The organism is Mycobacteroides salmoniphilum, assembly GCF_004924335.1.
Lineage (GTDB): Bacteria > Actinomycetota > Actinomycetes > Mycobacteriales > Mycobacteriaceae > Mycobacterium > Mycobacterium salmoniphilum.
The window spans coordinates 4,319,223-4,335,280 of the sequence record NZ_CP024633.1; the positions used below are offsets into that span (position 1 = coordinate 4,319,223).

At 63.9% G+C, this 16,058-nt stretch carries 20 protein-coding genes; 15 read left to right on the top strand and 5 right to left on the bottom strand.

All coding sequences use genetic code 11. From position 1 onward, the window contains the following. Window positions 1-26: 26 nt before the first annotated feature. Both DSM43276_RS21360 and DSM43276_RS21365 read left to right on the top strand, forming a co-directional pair. Window positions 27-941: a D-2-hydroxyacid dehydrogenase gene (locus DSM43276_RS21360; protein WP_234802958.1), complete on the top strand. Its 915-nt coding sequence runs from the start codon at window positions 27-29 to the stop codon at window positions 939-941. Next, window positions 934-2,325, top strand: a complete 1,392-nt coding sequence (locus tag DSM43276_RS21365; protein ID WP_078328317.1) for an amidase — start codon at window positions 934-936, stop codon at window positions 2,323-2,325. The genes DSM43276_RS21360 and DSM43276_RS21365 overlap by 8 nt, the downstream gene beginning before the upstream one ends. Window positions 2,326-2,332: 7 nt before the next feature. On the opposite strand, the gene DSM43276_RS21370 is transcribed toward DSM43276_RS21365, so the two are convergent. Beyond that, entirely contained in the window at window positions 2,333-2,827 is a 495-nt protein-coding gene (locus DSM43276_RS21370; RefSeq protein ID WP_078325977.1) for a DUF3830 family protein, read from the bottom strand. Beyond that, entirely contained in the window at window positions 2,827-4,104 is a 1,278-nt protein-coding gene (locus DSM43276_RS21375) for an aspartate aminotransferase family protein (RefSeq protein ID WP_078328318.1), read from the bottom strand. Before DSM43276_RS21375 ends, DSM43276_RS21370 begins: the two co-directional genes overlap by 1 nt. A 66-nt stretch (window positions 4,105-4,170) precedes the next feature. Here DSM43276_RS21375 and DSM43276_RS21380 point away from each other — a divergent pair, with 66 nt between their 5' ends. From DSM43276_RS21380 to DSM43276_RS21420, 9 genes are all read left to right on the top strand, one after another. Then, the gene (locus DSM43276_RS21380; protein WP_078328319.1) at window positions 4,171-5,631 is read left to right on the top strand and encodes an NAD-dependent succinate-semialdehyde dehydrogenase; all 1,461 of its coding nucleotides are present in this window, start codon (window positions 4,171-4,173) and stop codon (window positions 5,629-5,631) included. Then, window positions 5,628-6,680 carry an isocitrate/isopropylmalate dehydrogenase family protein gene (locus tag DSM43276_RS21385; protein ID WP_078328320.1) on the top strand — a complete coding sequence of 351 codons (1,053 nt, stop codon included), beginning with the start codon at window positions 5,628-5,630 and terminating at the stop codon, window positions 6,678-6,680. Before DSM43276_RS21380 ends, DSM43276_RS21385 begins: the two co-directional genes overlap by 4 nt. A 110-nt stretch (window positions 6,681-6,790) precedes the next feature. Further along, window positions 6,791-7,063, top strand: a complete 273-nt coding sequence (locus DSM43276_RS21390; protein ID WP_078281168.1) for a hypothetical protein — start codon at window positions 6,791-6,793, stop codon at window positions 7,061-7,063. A 28-nt stretch (window positions 7,064-7,091) separates the two neighbouring features. Next, window positions 7,092-7,901, top strand: coding sequence for a hypothetical protein (locus DSM43276_RS21395; protein WP_078325973.1), 810 nt, complete (start codon window positions 7,092-7,094; stop codon window positions 7,899-7,901). 36 nt (window positions 7,902-7,937) lie between these two features. After that, entirely contained in the window at window positions 7,938-9,863 is a 1,926-nt protein-coding gene (locus DSM43276_RS21400) for a fumarate reductase/succinate dehydrogenase flavoprotein subunit (protein ID WP_078328321.1), read from the top strand. Window position 9,864: 1 nt separating this feature from the next. Then, a complete protein-coding gene (locus DSM43276_RS21405) occupies window positions 9,865-10,611 on the top strand; it encodes a succinate dehydrogenase/fumarate reductase iron-sulfur subunit (protein WP_078328322.1) in 747 nt (248 codons plus the stop codon). Between the two features lie 24 nt (window positions 10,612-10,635). Continuing rightward, the gene (locus tag DSM43276_RS21410; RefSeq protein ID WP_078328323.1) at window positions 10,636-11,244 is read left to right on the top strand and encodes an SRPBCC family protein; all 609 of its coding nucleotides are present in this window, start codon (window positions 10,636-10,638) and stop codon (window positions 11,242-11,244) included. Between the two features lie 74 nt (window positions 11,245-11,318). Then, entirely contained in the window at window positions 11,319-11,474 is a 156-nt protein-coding gene (locus DSM43276_RS21415) for a hypothetical protein (RefSeq protein ID WP_099051656.1), read from the top strand. Window positions 11,475-11,556: 82 nt separating this feature from the next. Continuing rightward, on the top strand, window positions 11,557-11,853 hold the full coding sequence (locus DSM43276_RS21420; RefSeq protein WP_078328324.1) for an ArsR/SmtB family transcription factor: 297 nt from the start codon (window positions 11,557-11,559) through the stop codon (window positions 11,851-11,853). A 25-nt stretch (window positions 11,854-11,878) separates the two neighbouring features. Here the strand turns inward: DSM43276_RS21420 and DSM43276_RS21425 are convergent, their stop codons facing one another. Further along, the gene (locus DSM43276_RS21425; protein WP_078328325.1) at window positions 11,879-12,346 is read right to left on the bottom strand and encodes a winged helix-turn-helix transcriptional regulator; all 468 of its coding nucleotides are present in this window, start codon (window positions 12,344-12,346) and stop codon (window positions 11,879-11,881) included. 89 nt (window positions 12,347-12,435) lie between these two features. On the opposite strand from DSM43276_RS21425, the gene DSM43276_RS21430 reads away from it, so the two are divergent. Beyond that, window positions 12,436-13,131 carry an SDR family oxidoreductase gene (locus DSM43276_RS21430; protein WP_078328326.1) on the top strand — a complete coding sequence of 232 codons (696 nt, stop codon included), beginning with the start codon at window positions 12,436-12,438 and terminating at the stop codon, window positions 13,129-13,131. A gap of 28 nt (window positions 13,132-13,159) precedes the next feature. Continuing rightward, window positions 13,160-13,594 (top strand): tautomerase family protein, encoded by a 435-nt coding sequence (locus DSM43276_RS21435; RefSeq protein WP_078328327.1) that lies wholly within the window; start codon window positions 13,160-13,162, stop codon window positions 13,592-13,594. Here the strand turns inward: DSM43276_RS21435 and DSM43276_RS21440 are convergent. Continuing rightward, window positions 13,591-14,079: a flavin reductase family protein gene (locus DSM43276_RS21440; RefSeq protein WP_078325966.1), complete on the bottom strand. Its 489-nt coding sequence runs from the start codon at window positions 14,077-14,079 to the stop codon at window positions 13,591-13,593. The genes DSM43276_RS21435 and DSM43276_RS21440 overlap by 4 nt on opposite strands. Before the next feature lie 28 nt (window positions 14,080-14,107). On the opposite strand from DSM43276_RS21440, the gene DSM43276_RS21445 reads away from it, so the two are divergent. Together DSM43276_RS21445 and DSM43276_RS23650 are read left to right on the top strand one after the other, a co-directional pair. Continuing rightward, on the top strand, window positions 14,108-14,905 hold the full coding sequence (locus DSM43276_RS21445; RefSeq protein WP_078328328.1) for a crotonase/enoyl-CoA hydratase family protein: 798 nt from the start codon (window positions 14,108-14,110) through the stop codon (window positions 14,903-14,905). 6 nt (window positions 14,906-14,911) lie between these two features. Beyond that, entirely contained in the window at window positions 14,912-15,616 is a 705-nt protein-coding gene (locus DSM43276_RS23650) for a hypothetical protein (RefSeq protein WP_078328329.1), read from the top strand. 45 nt (window positions 15,617-15,661) lie between these two features. Here the strand turns inward: DSM43276_RS23650 and DSM43276_RS21455 are convergent, their stop codons facing one another. Then, entirely contained in the window at window positions 15,662-15,973 is a 312-nt protein-coding gene (locus DSM43276_RS21455; protein ID WP_078328330.1) for a hypothetical protein, read from the bottom strand. Window positions 15,974-16,058: the final 85 nt, after the last annotated feature.

A 16,058-nucleotide genomic window follows, 5' to 3' on the forward strand; every position in this document is an offset into this window, starting at 1 on the left:
GTGAGCCGCTCGCGCGAAGACCAGTAATAGCGGTGCAGCATGCCGCGGGCAAGGTACCGGACCGACTCTCCTCCGTGTCCACGGCCGCCGAGCTACGACTGGTGGAATCGGGCCAACTCGCCACGGCGCTGCCCGGAGCCGAAATTCTCTTCGTCTACGACTTCCGGTCCTCTGCACTGCGCGAAACCTGGTATGCCGCAGACTCGCTGCGCTGGGTACAGATCGCGTCCACGGGCGTCGATCCCGTGCTCTTCGACGAACTCGTCACGAGCGACGTGGTGCTCACCAATTCGCGCGGCATCTTCGAACGCCCCATTGCCGAATATGTGCTCGCGCAGATTCTGGCCTTCGCCAAGGACATTCGCCGATCCACCCGTGCGCAGGCGGCACTGAGCTGGCGGCATTTCGAATCAGAACCCATTGAGGGGGTCCCCGTCGCGGTGCTCGGCACCGGGCCGATCGGGCAGGCTATCGCCACACTGTTGAGTGCCGTGGGCATGCGGGTCACGGTGCTTGGCAGGGCCGAGTCCGTGGACTTAGCCTCACACGCCGGTGATGTCGAGTACCTGGTGCTCGCCGCGCCATTGACGGCACAGACGACGGGTGTCGTCAATGCGCGTGTCCTCTCGGCAATGCGACCCACCGCCCGTCTGATCAACGTGGGTCGCGGTGAACTGGTGGGCACCTGGGATCTGGTGTCCGCACTGCATCGGGGAACCATCGCCGGTGCCGCGCTGGACGTCACCGACCCCGAGCCATTGCCCGTCGGACATCCGTTGTGGCGCACACCGAATACGCATATCACGCCGCACAACAGCGGTGACGTCCATGGCTGGGCCGATCAGCTCCAGGACCAATTCGCCGCCAATGTCGAGCGCTATCTCCGTGACGAGGAACTTCTGAACATCGTCGACAAGGACAGGATGCACGGCAATGCATGAACCGACCGACCCCACCGAGATGACGGCGCTGGAGCTCGTGGCCGCCTACACCTCGGGAGAGCTTTCGCCGGTAGAGGCGACGGCGGCGGTGCTGTCGCGGATAGCCCAAACCGACAGTGCCATCAATGCTTACTGCCTCGTCGACGAGGAAGCGGCGCTGGCGGCGGCCACCAAATCCGAAGAACGCTGGCGCGGCCACTACACCCGTGGGCTGCTCGACGGTGTGCCTATCTCCATCAAGGACGTCTTCCTGACCCGAAACTGGCCCACTCTGCGCGGCTCCGGGCTGGTGGACCCGGCCGGCCCGTGGGAGGTGGACTGCCCTGCCGTCCAGCGCATTCGGGCCGACGGCATGGTCATGATCGGTAAGACCACCACTCCCGAGCTTGCCTGGAAGGGGGTCACCGACAGCCGACAGCGCGGGATCACCCACAACCCGGCCGACCCGCGCCGCACGGCCGGCGGCTCTTCGGGCGGCAGTGCCGCCGCGGTGGCCGCGGGTATGGCGCCGATGTCGATCGGCACCGACGGCGGCGGCAGCATCCGGATACCCGCCAGTTTCTGCGGGATTGTCGGATTCAAACCCACCCATGGCCGAGTTCCGATGTATCCGATCAGCCCCTTTGGCCCACTGGCACATGGTGGTCCGATCACCCGAACGGTCGAAGACGCCGCACTGCTGATGGACATCATCAGTCTGCCGGACCATCGCGACCCTACCTCGCTGTCGCCCACGCTCACCACCTACCGCTCACAGGTGTACCGGGACATGACCGGCCTGGACATCGCGTACTCACCCACACTCGGATATGTCGACGTCGACCCCGAGGTGGCCGCCCTGGTGGAGAACGCGGTGAACGCCCTCGATGCGGCCGGGCTGCCCGTGACGCACGCCGATCCGGGATTCTCCGATCCGATCGACGCCTTCGAAACACTGTGGGCCGCAGGTGCAGCCGCCAGCCTGAACACCTATGGCTCCCGCAAAGAGGTACGCGACGGCATCGATCCCGGGCTGGCGCAGATGTGGGAGACCGGGGCCGGTGCCTCCGCCACCGAATACCTGGCGGCGCGCAACACCTGCGTGCAGTTGGGCATCGCCATGGGCGGTTTCCATGAGATGCACAACGTCCTCATCACCCCCACCGTGCCGATCCCCGCGTTCCCGTTGGGCGCCGACGTTCCGCCGGAATCCGGGATGCGCTGGTGGGCACAGTGGACGCCATTCACATACCCGTTCAACATGACTCAGCAGCCGGCACTCTCCATCCCGGTGGGCAGCACCTCCGCGGGGCTGCCGGTGGGCATGCAGATCATCGGCCCGCGCCACAGTGACGACCTGGTGCTCGCGGTGGGCCACTTCGCCGAGCGGGTGCTCGCGGGCTAAGCGCAAACTAGGCCCGCGCGAAGGCCAACTGCTCTCCCTGAACCCCGGTGAGCCACAGGTCCTGGCAGGCCCCCGCGATATCGGCCAGGCCCTCTTCGATGGTCGCGAAGACGTTCCCGGGCACCCAACCGGCATCACCGTTGATCAAGAGATTGTTCCGGCCGTAGAAGATCGCCAGATCGGTGGCACCTTGCGCCGAATGAGCTTCCGATCCCGGCTCGTATCCGTACGCGGGGTTGCCGATCTCCCACGGTTCGAAACCGAAGAAGCACACATCGCCGGGGATCGGGGTGACCGTCGGGTTCTCGCGGCCGGGCGCCGGCAGCAAGGGTGGCAGCAGGGTGTACACCTCATTGCGCGCATACTTGGCGTGATAGGCCTGGCCGAGGAGCGGTAGTGAATTCCACACCGTGTCACAGGTTCTGGGCGCCTCGGCGTCCAAGAGCCGCGCACGACAGGTGATGTCCCGCTTGGTCAGCGTGATCGAGATGTAGCGATCCATCACAGCCCCGCCAACACGGTGCTCCAGATGCCGAGTGCATCGGATACCTGGTCGGCCGTCACCACCAACGGCGGAATCATGCGCACCACATTCATATGCGGCCCGCACATCAGCAGGAGCAGTCCGCTCTCGGCGGCAGCGGCCTGCGCACGGGCGGCCAACTGCGGCGCGGGACGGCCATCCCGACTGAACTCCACGCCAACCATCAATCCCAGTCCGCGCACGTCGCCGTCAATCCCCCGTTCGGCGGCGATCTTCCGCGCACCATCGAGAAGCTCCTGGCCGCGCGCCCGAGCGTTTTCGACGAGCCGTTCCTCGTCGATCACGTCGAGGGTGGCCACCGCGGCCGCACATGCGACGGCATTGGCACCGTAGGTACCCCCTTGAGAGCCGGGCCAGGCGCGCCCCATCAACTCCGCAGATGCCGCGATACCCGAGATGGGAAAACCGCTGGCAATCCCCTTGGCCATCACCAAGATATCTGGCGTCACGCCAAAGTGCTGATGCCCGAAATACTCTCCGGTGCGGCCGAATCCGGTCTGGACCTCATCGAGCACCAACAGGATGCCGTGCTCACGAGCGCGCTCGGCGACCCCGGCGAGGAACTCGGTATTGGCGGGGATGTACCCCCCCTCGCCGAGCACCGGCTCGATGACCATCGCCGCCACCTGGTTGGGCGCCGTCGCCGTTGCGAACAGGTAGTCAAGCTCTTGCAACGCGAATCGGGTGGCCTCGGCCTCGCTCCAACCGTATCGATATGCCGTCGGGAATGGAGCGGTGTAGACGCCTGCCATCAAGGGGCCGATTCCCGAGGAGAATCGCGGTCCCGACGTCGTCATGGTCGCCGCTGCCAGCGTGCGTCCGTGGAATCCACCCTGGAACACAACAATATTCGGGCGACCGGTGGCCTGCCGCGCCAGCCGCACGGAGGCCTCGATGGCCTCACTACCGGAATTCGCGAAGAACAACGAGTCCAGACCTACCGGCAGCACGTCACCAAGACGGCGCACCAGGTTCTGCAGCGGACGGTGCATCACGGTGGTGTATTGCCCGTGGATCAGCGTGGCCACCTGCCGTTGCGCGGCCTCGACCACGTGCGGATGGCAGTGACCGGTACTCACTACGCCAATACCGGCAGTGAAATCCAGGTATTCACAGTCACTTTCGTCGTACAGATAACAACCCTGGCCTCGCGCGGCCACCACCGAGGTGGCCTGCTTGAGCACGGGCGATAGCGCGGTTGCGGATGAGCCGCTTGCGCGAAGACCCACAGTCACGGCACCCCTTCCCTTGATACGTTCGGAACTATTGTCGATTGTTGACAATCTCCCTAGCATGGTGGCATGCATCCCGGCACAGTGTCTACCCCCCTGTCCACCGAGACCGCGGTGATCGCCACCGCGCTCGCCCAGCAGGTCCGCCACGGTCCCACCTTCCCTGTCGTCGACCCGGCCACCGAGGAGGTGCTCGCCGATGTCGCCAGCATGGACGGCCCCGGGGCCCTCGCCGCCTTGGATAATGCCGTTGCGGTACAACGCTCCTGGGCCGCGACATCGCCGCAGCAGCGTTCCGATGTGCTGATGCGCGCGTACACGCTGATGGTCGAGAGCACCGAAGACCTGGCCCTGCTGATGACCCTGGAGATGGGCAAGCCCCTGGCGGAGTCACGCGGGGAGGTCGCCTATGCGGCGGAGTTTTTCCGCTGGTTCGCCGGCGAGGCGGTGCGCCAGGACGGGGGCATGATGCTGGCACCTGACGGCGGATCACGATTGATCGTGACGCACCGACCGGTGGGACCGTGCCTGCTGATCACTCCGTGGAACTTCCCGTTGGCCATGGGGACGCGAAAGATCGGTCCCGCACTCGCCGCGGGCTGCACCTGCCTGGTCAAACCTGCCGAACAGACACCACTGTCGATGCTGGCCCTGCTCGGGATCCTGCGCCAGGCCGGAGTGCCCGATGGGGTGGTATCGGTGATCACCACTGACGATCCCGGATCGACCATGGCGCCGCTCCTGGCCGATCCCCGGGTTCGCAAGCTCTCGTTCACCGGATCTACCGAGGTCGGTCGCTATCTGCTGGCGCAGTGCGCCCCCACCGTCAAGCGCACCTCGATGGAGCTGGGCGGAAACGCGCCGTTCATCGTGTTCGACGACGCCGACCCCGACGAGGCTGCCGCAGGCGCGCTGATCGCGAAGATGCGCAACATCGGGCAGGCCTGTACGGCCGCCAACAGGATCTACGTACAGCGCGCTATCGCGGGGCCGTTCACCGACGCACTCACCGAGCGACTCGCCGCATTGCGCATGGGACGCGGCACCGAATCGGGAGTAGACGTGGGGCCACTGATTGATCCCGACGCCGTGGCCAAGGCCGACCGCCTGGTCAGGGACGCCCAGAATCGGGGAGCCACAGTACGACTGGGTGGCGAGGCGCCCGGCGGTACCGGTTATTTCTATCCCCCGTCGGTGTTGACCGACGTGCCCGATGACAGCGACATGATGCGCACCGAGATCTTTGCACCGGTTGCCGCAATAGCGAGCTTCGACACCGAGGAGGAAGTGATCGCCCGCGCCAATGACTCCGAATTCGGTTTGGTGGCATATCTATACACCAATGACACCCGACGCGGATGGCGTGTGTCGGAGCAGCTGGAGACCGGCATGGTGGGCCTGAACCGGCCCGTCGTGTCCACCCCCGCCGCACCATTCGGCGGCGTCAAACAGTCCGGTATCGGGCGCGAAGGGGGCTTCGCAGGAATCGAGGAGTTCCTGGAGACCAAGTACATCGGTGCGGCCGTATGAGCGCCCGGATGAGAGTGGCGACCATTCCGGGTGACGGGATCGGCGTCGACGTGACCCGGGAAGCCGTCAAGGTGATGGACGCAGCCACCGGTGGGCGCATCGAATGGACAGAATTCGACTACTCCTGCGAGAGATACGCCAAGACCGGCGCCATGATGCCCGCCGATGCGCCCGCGATATTGGCCGGATTCGACGCGATTCTGCTTGGCGCCGTGGGCTATCCGGGCGTCCCCGATGACGTCTCACTGTGGGGCCTGCTGATCCCGCTGCGGCGCGCCTTCAACCAGTACGTGAACCTGCGACCGGTGCGTCTGCTGCCCGGCCTCGCCTCACCCCTCGCTGGAGTCTCCGCCGACGCCCTCTCGATGGTCATCGTCCGCGAGAACTCCGAGGGGGAATACTCCACCATCGGTGGCGTACACAACCGCGGCAGACAGCACGAATTCGCGCTACAGGAATCGGTTTTCACCCGTATCGGATGCGAGCGCATCATCCGATACGCGTTCGAACTGGCCGCCTCGACGGGAATGCGGGTGTGCTCGGCAACCAAGTCGAACGGCATTATTCATTCAATGCCGTACTGGGACAGCATCTTCAATCAGATAGCGGCCGAGTACCCGCAGATACCGTCCATGTCGATGCACGTCGATGCGCTCGCCGCACGCATGGTGAGCGACCCGGGAAGCTTGGATGTCATCGTCGCTTCCAACCTCTTTGGCGACATCCTGTCCGACTTGGCGGCGGCGGTCACCGGCGGACTCGGGCTCGCGGCGTCGGGAAACATCAATCCGGAGCGCACGGCCATCTCCATGTTCGAGTCGGTCCACGGCTCTGCGCCCGACATCGCCGGACAGGGCATCGCGAATCCCGTCGCGCAGATACTCGCCGGGGCAATGCTCCTGGACCATCTCCACGAGTCCAGCCCAGCGAACAAGATCCGCCGCGCCGTCGACCAGGTATTGGCGGAAGGCCGGGTCCGTACCCCGGATCTCGGCGGTGGCGCCACCACCGAACAGCTCGGCACAGCAATCGCAGAATCCGCTCGGTGATCGTGAATTAACCAAAGACATCAGTGACTTGTGTCACTTCCCGTTCGGCTGTCCTGGCAAGATGGGTGTCGTAGCCTGTGATCCACGACACCTTCAGCCCAAGGAGTCCGATGTCGACGAAGACGGAGCTCACCGAGCTCAACCAAGCACTTGGCAGCCTGCGCCGCTGTGTCCACTCTCTGGAGTCTCGGTACGGCGACCTGCCGGCCGTGCGCCGCATTGTCAATGACGTAGAGCGGCTGGATATCGACGCCGCCGACCTGGACCTCTCGCCCCATGAGCACCGCCATGGCAGTAACGAGAAGATCCAGATCCCCGACACCGAGTACGACCGGGAGTTCTGGGGCGATATCGACGACGAAGGCGTGGGGGGCTATCGATGAGCCGCTTGCGCGAAGAGCAAGGAATCAGATGAGCCAAGCCACCGGGGTCTTCTCGCCTTCGCGTGCCCACATTCAGCAGCGCACGCTGCGCACCGACAAGTGGTGGCTCGCACCATTACTCACCAACCTCGGCCTGGCGACCTTCGTCATCTATGCCACCGTGCGGGCATTCTGGGGTAGCGCGTACTGGGTACCGCAGTATCACTACCTGACGCCGTTCTATTCGCCATGCGTCAGCACCGCCTGCGCCCCCGGTGCCAGTCACTTCGGGCATTGGGTGGGCGATCTGCCCTGGTTCATTCCCATGGCATTCATCTCGCTGCCATTCCTGTTGGCCTTCCGGCTGACCTGCTACTACTACCGCAAGGCCTATTACCGGTCGGTCTGGCAATCGCCCACCGCCTGCGCCGTCGCGGAGCCGCACGCGAAGTACTCCGGTGAGACCAAGCTGCCGCTGATCATGCAGAACATTCACCGGTACTTCTTCTACGCCGCCGCGATCATCTCGATCGTCAACACCTACGACGCCATCGTCGCCTTTCATTCGGAGAAGACCGGCGGCTTCGGATTCGGCCTGGGCAACGTGATCTTGGTGACCAACGTCGTCCTGCTGTGGGTGTACACGGTGTCATGCCACTCCTGCCGGCACGTCACCGGTGGGCGGCTCAAGCATTTCTCCAAACACCCTGTCCGGTATTGGATCTGGACACAGGTGAGCAAGCTCAACACCAGACACATGCTGTTCGCCTGGATCACGCTGAGCACGCTGATTCTCACCGACCTGTACATCATGCTGGTCGCCAGCGGCACCATCTCCGACCTGAGATTTGTTGGTTAGCAACCACATCCATTCGCAACCAAATGGGGTTAATTAATGGCTGAACTCGAACGGCACCAATACGACGTCGTCGTGATCGGTGCCGGTGGTGCCGGCTTGCGCGCCGTCATCGAGGCCCGTGAACAGGGTTTCAAGGTCGCGGTGATCTGCAAGTCTCTGTTCGGCAAGGCACACACCGTGATGGCCGAGGGCGGCTGCGCGGCCTCGATGGGTAACGCCAACGACAAGGACAGCTGGCAGGTGCACTTCGGCGACACCATGCGCGGTGGCAAGTTCCTGAACAACTGGCGGATGGCAGAGTTGCACGCCAAGGAGGCTCCGGACCGGGTCTGGGAGCTGGAAACCTACGGCGCCTTGTTCGATCGCACCAAGGACGGCCGGATCAGCCAGCGCAACTTCGGTGGCCACACCTATCCTCGGCTGGCACACGTCGGTGACCGCACCGGCCTGGAGATCATCCGCACCATGCAGCAGAAGATCGTCTCGCTGCAGCAGGAAGACTTCGCCGAAACCGGTGACTACGACGCACGTATCAAGATTTTCGCCGAATGCACCATCACCGATCTGCTCTTAGACAGCACCGACGGTGGCTCCAGAATCTCGGGCGCCTTCGGATACTGGCGCGAATCGGGACGGTTCATCCTCTTCGAAGCTCCCGCAGTGGTTTTGGCCACGGGCGGTATCGGCAAGTCATTCAAGGTGTCATCGAACTCCTGGGAGTACACCGGTGACGGTCATGCCCTGGCGCTGCGCGCCGGAGGGACCCTGATCAACATGGAGTTCATCCAGTTTCACCCGACCGGCATGGTCTGGCCGCCGTCGGTCAAGGGCATCTTGGTCACCGAAGGTGTGCGCGGTGATGGCGGAGTACTCAAGAACTCCGAGGGCAAGCGGTTCATGTTCGACTACATCCCGGCGGTGTTCAAGGGTCAGTACGCCGAGACCGAGGAAGAAGCCGATCAATGGCTCAAGGACAACGACTCGGCACGGCGCACTCCCGATCTGCTACCCCGCGATGAGGTCGCCCGGGCCATCAACTCCGAAGTCAAGGCCGGTCGCGGCACCCCGCACGGCGGCGTCTACCTCGACATCGCTTCGCGCATCCCCACCGAGGAGATCAAGAGGCGGCTGCCGTCGATGTACCACCAGTTCAAGGAACTGGCCGAGGTAGACATCACCAAAGACGACATGGAAGTCGGGCCGACCTGTCACTACGTGATGGGTGGTATCGAGGTCGATCCCGATTCCGGCGCCGCGACGGTGCCGGGTCTCTTCGCCGCAGGCGAATGCTCCGGCGGCATGCACGGCTCAAATCGATTGGGCGGCAATTCCCTATCGGACCTGCTCGTGTTCGGGCGGCGCGCCGGCCTGGGCGCCGCCGAGTACGTCAAGGGACTCGCGTCGCGTCCGCAGATCTCTGAATCAGATGTCGACAAGGCCGCCGTCCTGGCATTGACGGCCTTCGGCGACCCCGCGGCCGAGGGCGCCGAGAATCCGTACACCCTGCACACCGATTTGCAGCAGGCGATGAACGACCTGGTCGGCATCATCCGCAAGGAAGAAGAGGTCGAGCAGGCCCTGGTCAAGCTCAACGAGCTCAAGGAGCGCTTCAAACACGTTGCGGTGGAGGGACACCGACAGTTCAACCCGGGCTGGCACCTGGCGGTCGACATGCGCAACATGCTGCTGGTCAGCGAATGCGTGGCCAAGGCGGCCCTGCTGCGCACTGAGAGCCGCGGCGGGCACACCCGCGACGATCACCCGAGCATGGATGCCACCTGGCGCAAGACGCTCCTGGTGTGTAGCACCACCGGTGGCGATCCGGCGGTTCCCGACGTGCTTGTCACCCCCGAACCGCAGACCCCTTTGCGCCCAGATCTTTTGGAACTATTCGAGATCGGCGAGCTGGAGAAATACTTCACACCGGAAGAACTGGCAGAACATTCGGGAAGGAAATCCTGACGTGAGCTACGACGCACAACTCCGGGTCTGGCGAGGCGACGAGGACGGCGGTGAGCTCATCGACTACACCGTTCCGGTGAGCGAGGGCGAGGTGGTGCTCGACATCATCCATCGCATCCAGGCCACTCAGGCCTCGGATCTGGCGGTGCGCTGGAACTGCAAGGCCGGCAAGTGTGGGTCCTGCTCGGCCGAGATCAACGGCCGTCCACGGCTGATGTGCATGACCCGGATGTCGACTTTCGATGAGTCGGACACCGTCACCGTGACCCCCTTGCGCGCCTTCCCTGTGATTCGCGACCTGGTCACCGACGTGTCGTTCAATTACCAAAAGGCCAGGGAAGTCCAATCATTCACCCCGCCTAAAGACTTGAAGCCCGGCGAGTACCGGATGCAGCAGGAGGACGTGGAACGGTCACAGGAGTTCCGCAAGTGCATCGAATGCTTCCTCTGCCAGAACACCTGCCACGCGGTGCGCGATCATGAGGAGAACAAGAAGGCCTTCGCCGGCCCGCGATATCTGATGCGCGTGGCGGAGCTGGAGATGCACCCGCTCGATGTCGCCGACCGCCGCGAGGCGGCACAGGAGGAACTCGGCCTCGGCTACTGCAACATCACCAAATGCTGCACCGAGGTGTGCCCGGAAGGCATCCACATCACCGATAACGCGCTGATCCCCATGAAGGAACGCGTTGCCGACAGCAAGTACGACCCGATTGTCTGGTTGGGCAATAAGTTGTTCCGCCGTTAGCCGGGTTTGGCATAGGAGAAACGCATGGAAACCTGGCTCGTCATCGTCATCGCCGCTGTCTGCCTGGCAGCCGCAGGTGCCGTCGCGGGCTTGATCCTGCTGGCAATCCTTGCCGCGGGGGGTATCTCCGCCGCGCGATTCAACCTCACCCCAGTGGCCGCCGGTCAGCTGCGCGAGTACCTGGACTCCGAAGCCTCCTTCGCGCTCTCCGTCCAGCGCGACTTCTTCAATCCGCCCGATCAGGTGTTCAAGGCCCTGCTTGACGAGCGGTTCATGAGCTGGACCCCGTTCACCACGGGCGTGGACTACGCCGGCACGGCATTGCGCGAGGTGGGAACCAAACGCGCGTTCGTCAACACCTTCGTCGTACTGGCCGAACAGATCGTCGTCCATGAGCCCAACCGCGTACTGGGTGTCACCATCACCGCGTGTTCCATTCCGCTGGCTCTGAATTCGGCCGCGGAGATCTTCGAGGTGGCGGACAACGGCACGGGCGGCACCCGACTTACCTGGCATGTGGGCGGCACCCCGAAGTGGGTGGGTTGGCTGCCACTGCGCCTGGCCGCACCCTTTATCCGCCCCATCGCCAGATGGCAGATCGGCAAGCTCCGAACCATCATCGGCCGCCGCTGAGTTCCAAGTTGTTGGCCGGGACTTTGTGACTGGTTGCCAATGCCCATTTCACGCAATGCGGGCAGCATCGGAATATGGGTGACACCGTGAGCGTGGCCGATATCCGCACCGCCATCAAAGAACTCTCGTTGCGCGCCGATCTCGCTGACCGCGAAGGTCGCGCCGATGATGCACGCGAGCTCCGTGATCGCATCCGCGGATACCAAGAAGAACTCGCCAAGCGTCCCTAGGCCGTTCTGGCACATGGAGCGCGCCTCGGCAGGTATCTTATATCGCATTGTGTCTATATAGATGAAGTGCGATACTTAGGAAATGGACGCCTTCGAAGCGGTCGCAGAGCCAAGCCGCCGCATTCTGCTTGATGCCCTGGCCGGCGGTGAATGGACCGCCGGGGAACTCGTCGCGACACTGCCCGGCCTGACACAGCCCACCGTCTCGCGGCATCTCCGCGTGCTGCGCGAGGCGGGTCTCGTCGATGTCAATCCCGACGCACAACGCCGGATCTATGCGCTGCGCGCCGACGGCCTGGTCCAGATCGACCAGTGGATCGACCCATACCGACATTTCTGGAGTGACCATCTGAACGCGCTGGAACGCCACCTGCCCTAGCGACAGTGACGGGGCGGCTAGCGGACTAACGGCCCGCCCACCGGACCTCGATGCCTTCCGCATCCACCTGCTGACCCGGTCGGGACGTCACCTGCACCTCAACTTCCCGCCCGGTCTGCTTGTCGATCAATTCCAGCGGCTTACGCCCGTCCTGCAAGTACTCGTCCCCCCACTTGAGCAGGGACAGCAGCACCGGAAGCAGATCCTCGCCCATCCGGGTCAACACATACCCGTCTCGTTCCCGCTGGCCAGGTTCACGGTAGGGCACCTTCTCGATGACGCCCGCCGTCTCCAATTGCTTGAGTGCACGCGATACCGCCGGCGCCGATACCCCGATGCGCTCGGAAAACTCGTCGAATCGGGTTGAGCCGTAGAAGCATTCGCGAACGATCAGGAATGCGGTCTTGGTACCCAGTAAGTCCAGGGCCTTCCCGATCGAACACTCATCGGTGTTCCAGCGGGAGCGGTCCCGCAGCAGCCGCTCGAACTCCATGGTCACCTGCCCATTGTAACTAACGCTTGCGTTATTCAGCTAGTCCCGCTAACGTCCTAACTAACGTAATCGTTAGTTAGGAGATGGGAATGATCGAAAACAAGGTCGTACTGGTCACCGGAGGACGCCGTGGGTTGGGTGCCGCCATCGTCGACGAGGCACTGAGCCGCGGAGCCCGCAAGGTCTACAGCACCGCGCGCCAACCATTCGAGGACCCGCGCGAGCAGGTGGTGACCAAGCAGCTCGAGGTGGTCTCCGAGTCTTCGGTGCAGGCCCTGGCCGACGAGCTCACCGACGTCGACATCGTGGTCAACAACGCCGGTGTGCTGTATCCCGATTCGCTGCTCACCGGCGACCTCGATCGAGTCGACGCGACGTTCCAGACCAACGTATTCGGCCCGCTGCGGGTCATCCGGGCGTTCGCGCCGATCCTCAAGGCCAACGGCGGCGGTGCGATCGTCAACATCCACTCGGTGCTCTCGTGGCTGGGCGGGGCAGGCGCCTACGGGGCCTCGAAGGCGGCCATCTGGTCGGTGACCAACACGCTGCGCCTGGAGCTGGAACCCCAGCACACGCATGTGCTCGGCGTACACGCCGGATTCATCGACACCGACATGGTGTCCGCCCTTGACGTTCCGAAGACACCGCCCGGCGTGATCGCGGCACGCATCATCGATGCGCTGGAGAAGGGCGACAACGAGGTGTTGACCGACGATCTCACCGCCCAGGTCAAGTCCCAGCTGTCCGGGCCGGTCGAGAACCTCGCCTACCGCCCCAGCCACTAGTCCGCGCACCGACAAGGAGACGATCGAGATGCCCCTGTGGACGATTTATCACACACCACATGTGTTCTCCGACAACGAGAAATCCAAACTCGCCAAGAGCATCACCGAGGTGTACGTCACCGTGGGACTTCCGCGGTTCTACGTGGTCACGGTGTTCAAGGAGATTGAACCGTCCGACTTCTATGTCGGCGGGGAACAAACCGGGACCGCGGTGCGGATCGTCGTGGATCACATCGCTCGCACCCTGCCCGACAAAGCAGGGCGCGAGCGCATCACCCAGTATCTCGGCCGGGTCCTGGCACCACACCTGGACAGGGCGGACGTGCACTGGGAGTTCCACATCGATGAGACCAGCGAGGAACTCTGGATGATCAACGGGCTGGTGCCGCCACCGATGAACTCAGACGCCGAACGTGAATGGGCCCGGACCAACCGGAGCAGTCCCTATCCGGCGCCCGTCTAACCGATCAGCTTGCGGAACTTACTGCGGTGGAACACGATCGGTGCCACCGTGGAGTGCACGGTCAACCCGTGAATGTTGAGGATGACGATCGCGTGGTCACCGGCGGGCACCTCCGACTGGATGGAGGTCTCGATCCAGGCGGTGGTGCCGCCGATGAACACGGCGCCGCTCTCGGTGGTCGAGGTATCCAGCCCGGCGAACCGGTCACCGGTCTTGGCGGCCAGGGTGCGGGCGGCATCGTCATGCGCCTCTCCCAACACGCTGATTCCCAGACGGGGGGCCACCCGCAGGTTGGGCCACGTGGTCGAAGAATTCTGCACGCAGAACGCCACCAGCGGCGGATCCAAGGACACCGGCACGAAGGTGCTGGCCGCTAATCCGGTTCGGGTTCCGCCGATCTCGGCGGCAATGGCAACCACGCCGGTCGGGAAGTGCCCGAACGCCTCTCGCAGCGTCGCCGCGTCCAAAGTGGTATCGCTCGTCATAACTGGATGTCACCTCTAGTCTTGCTTCATGACGTCACATGTGACCCTACGCGTCGATGGCGAGGTAGCTCGCGTCACCTTGTCTCGGCCCGAGAAGCTCAACGGTCTCACCATCGACATGCTCAACGGGCTGACCGCCGCCGCACGCCATATTGCCTCCGATACCTCGATCCGGGTGGTGGTGTTGTCCGGTGAGGGGGACACATTTTCTACCGGACTGGATTTCGCGGCCGCCGGGAAGGACCCCGCGCGCGTCGTCGCGAACTTCATTCCGCTCCCCTGGCTGGGTACCAACGGTTTTCAGGAGGCTTGCTGGGCATGGCGCCGGTTGCGCATCCCCGTGATCGCCGTCATTCAGGGTCGTTGCTACGGCGGCGGGCTGCAGCTGGCGCTGGCCGCCGACTTCCGGTTCACCACGCCCGACGCCGAGTTCTCCATCCTGGAGGCCAAGTGGGGTCTCATCCCCGATATGTCCGGAAGCGTCACGCTGAGTCAATTGATCGGAATTGATACCGCCAAACGACTCACCATGACCGGCGAGATGTTCGATGGCTTCTACGCCAAAGAGATCGGCCTGGTCACCCAGGTGAGCGCCGACCCGGAGGCCGATGCGCAGGAACTCATCGACCAAATCCTGTCCCGCTCCCCTGATTCGGTAGCGGCGACCAAGACCCTGTTCGACAGGGCATGGTCGATGGTGCCGCGACGCGCCTTCGGCCTGGAGCGGCGCCTACAGCTGCGGCTCATGCGTGGGCCCAACTTCGCCATCGCGCGCAAGGCCGGCATCGAGAAGTCCGAACCGCAGTTCAAGGCTCGCAGTATCTAGGCGTCCGTGAACGACAAGAGCGCCGCCCGACAGGTACTGACGGGCCTTGTCTTGCTGCTCGCCACGGCCGGCGCCGTTTTGGCCGTCACCCTCATCTGGCCGCGGGCGCACGCCCCGGTCTCCGAGGCACCCAGCGTCTCGACGGCCGCAACACCACCGATTGACCTTTCGGTGTATCTCCCCAGCCCGTCCGAGTACCCACCCGGATTCACCGTGCCCAACGACACCGGGATCGCCCACGCCGAATTCGCATTCACCACGGCCGTCCCCGGTCAACCCACGCCCGCACCCTGCGCTCCTGAGAGTTCACTGCCCGCGCAATTACCGACCGGAGATACCCCGGCGCAACTGCACATCGCACACCTGCAACCGGCAGGCAGTGCGAGCCTGTCGATCGCCATTGCCGATGCGGGCGAATGGAAGGACCTCTCGCCGATCCGCACGCGGTTGGCGCAATGCCCCCATCAGGACAGCAGCGGAATCACGTGCACGGATACCGAATACCAGCCCGTGCCGGCCGTTTCGGCCGACGATGTCATCGTCGTCGAATCACGCTGTCGGAGCGGCTTCGACTTCCGATATCGGACCTACTACGCCATCACCCGGGGACGGCTGGTGTACATATCCGCATCGGGTGACGACCCACGACCGGCCGAAGGCGTCCTAGGACTCGTCGTCACCAAGATGCACGGCGCAACAGCACCGCATTAGCACGTTGCCCATGCCCACGGTGTGTATGTGATCTTGTTTCGCTCGTTACGCCGCGGGTACGCAGTCGCGGAGCTCGGGCGCCATGCCGTACGGGCCCCACATCTGCCGCTCGGCATCCTGACGCGCCTCAGCCTCGTTACCTCCGCGGCCGATTACTGCGCCCGCCCACTGCTTCATGCCGAAGCCCATGCCCGGCATGCTCCCCGGGCCAAATCCAGGTGGGCCAAAGTTGTTGTTGGCATAGACCTGACACTGGACCGCAACGGGCCCCTCGCCAGGTATTGCCGACGCGATGGGTGCAGCGAACATCATCGCCGCACATCCGATCCCCACAGCCATCGAACAGATCGTCCGCATGGTTCCTCCTCCTCGGTATCTGGCAATAGTTTGCCACAGTCCGAGTATTGCGCGTAGAGGTGGTTCGCGGGGAGGAACCGCAGGA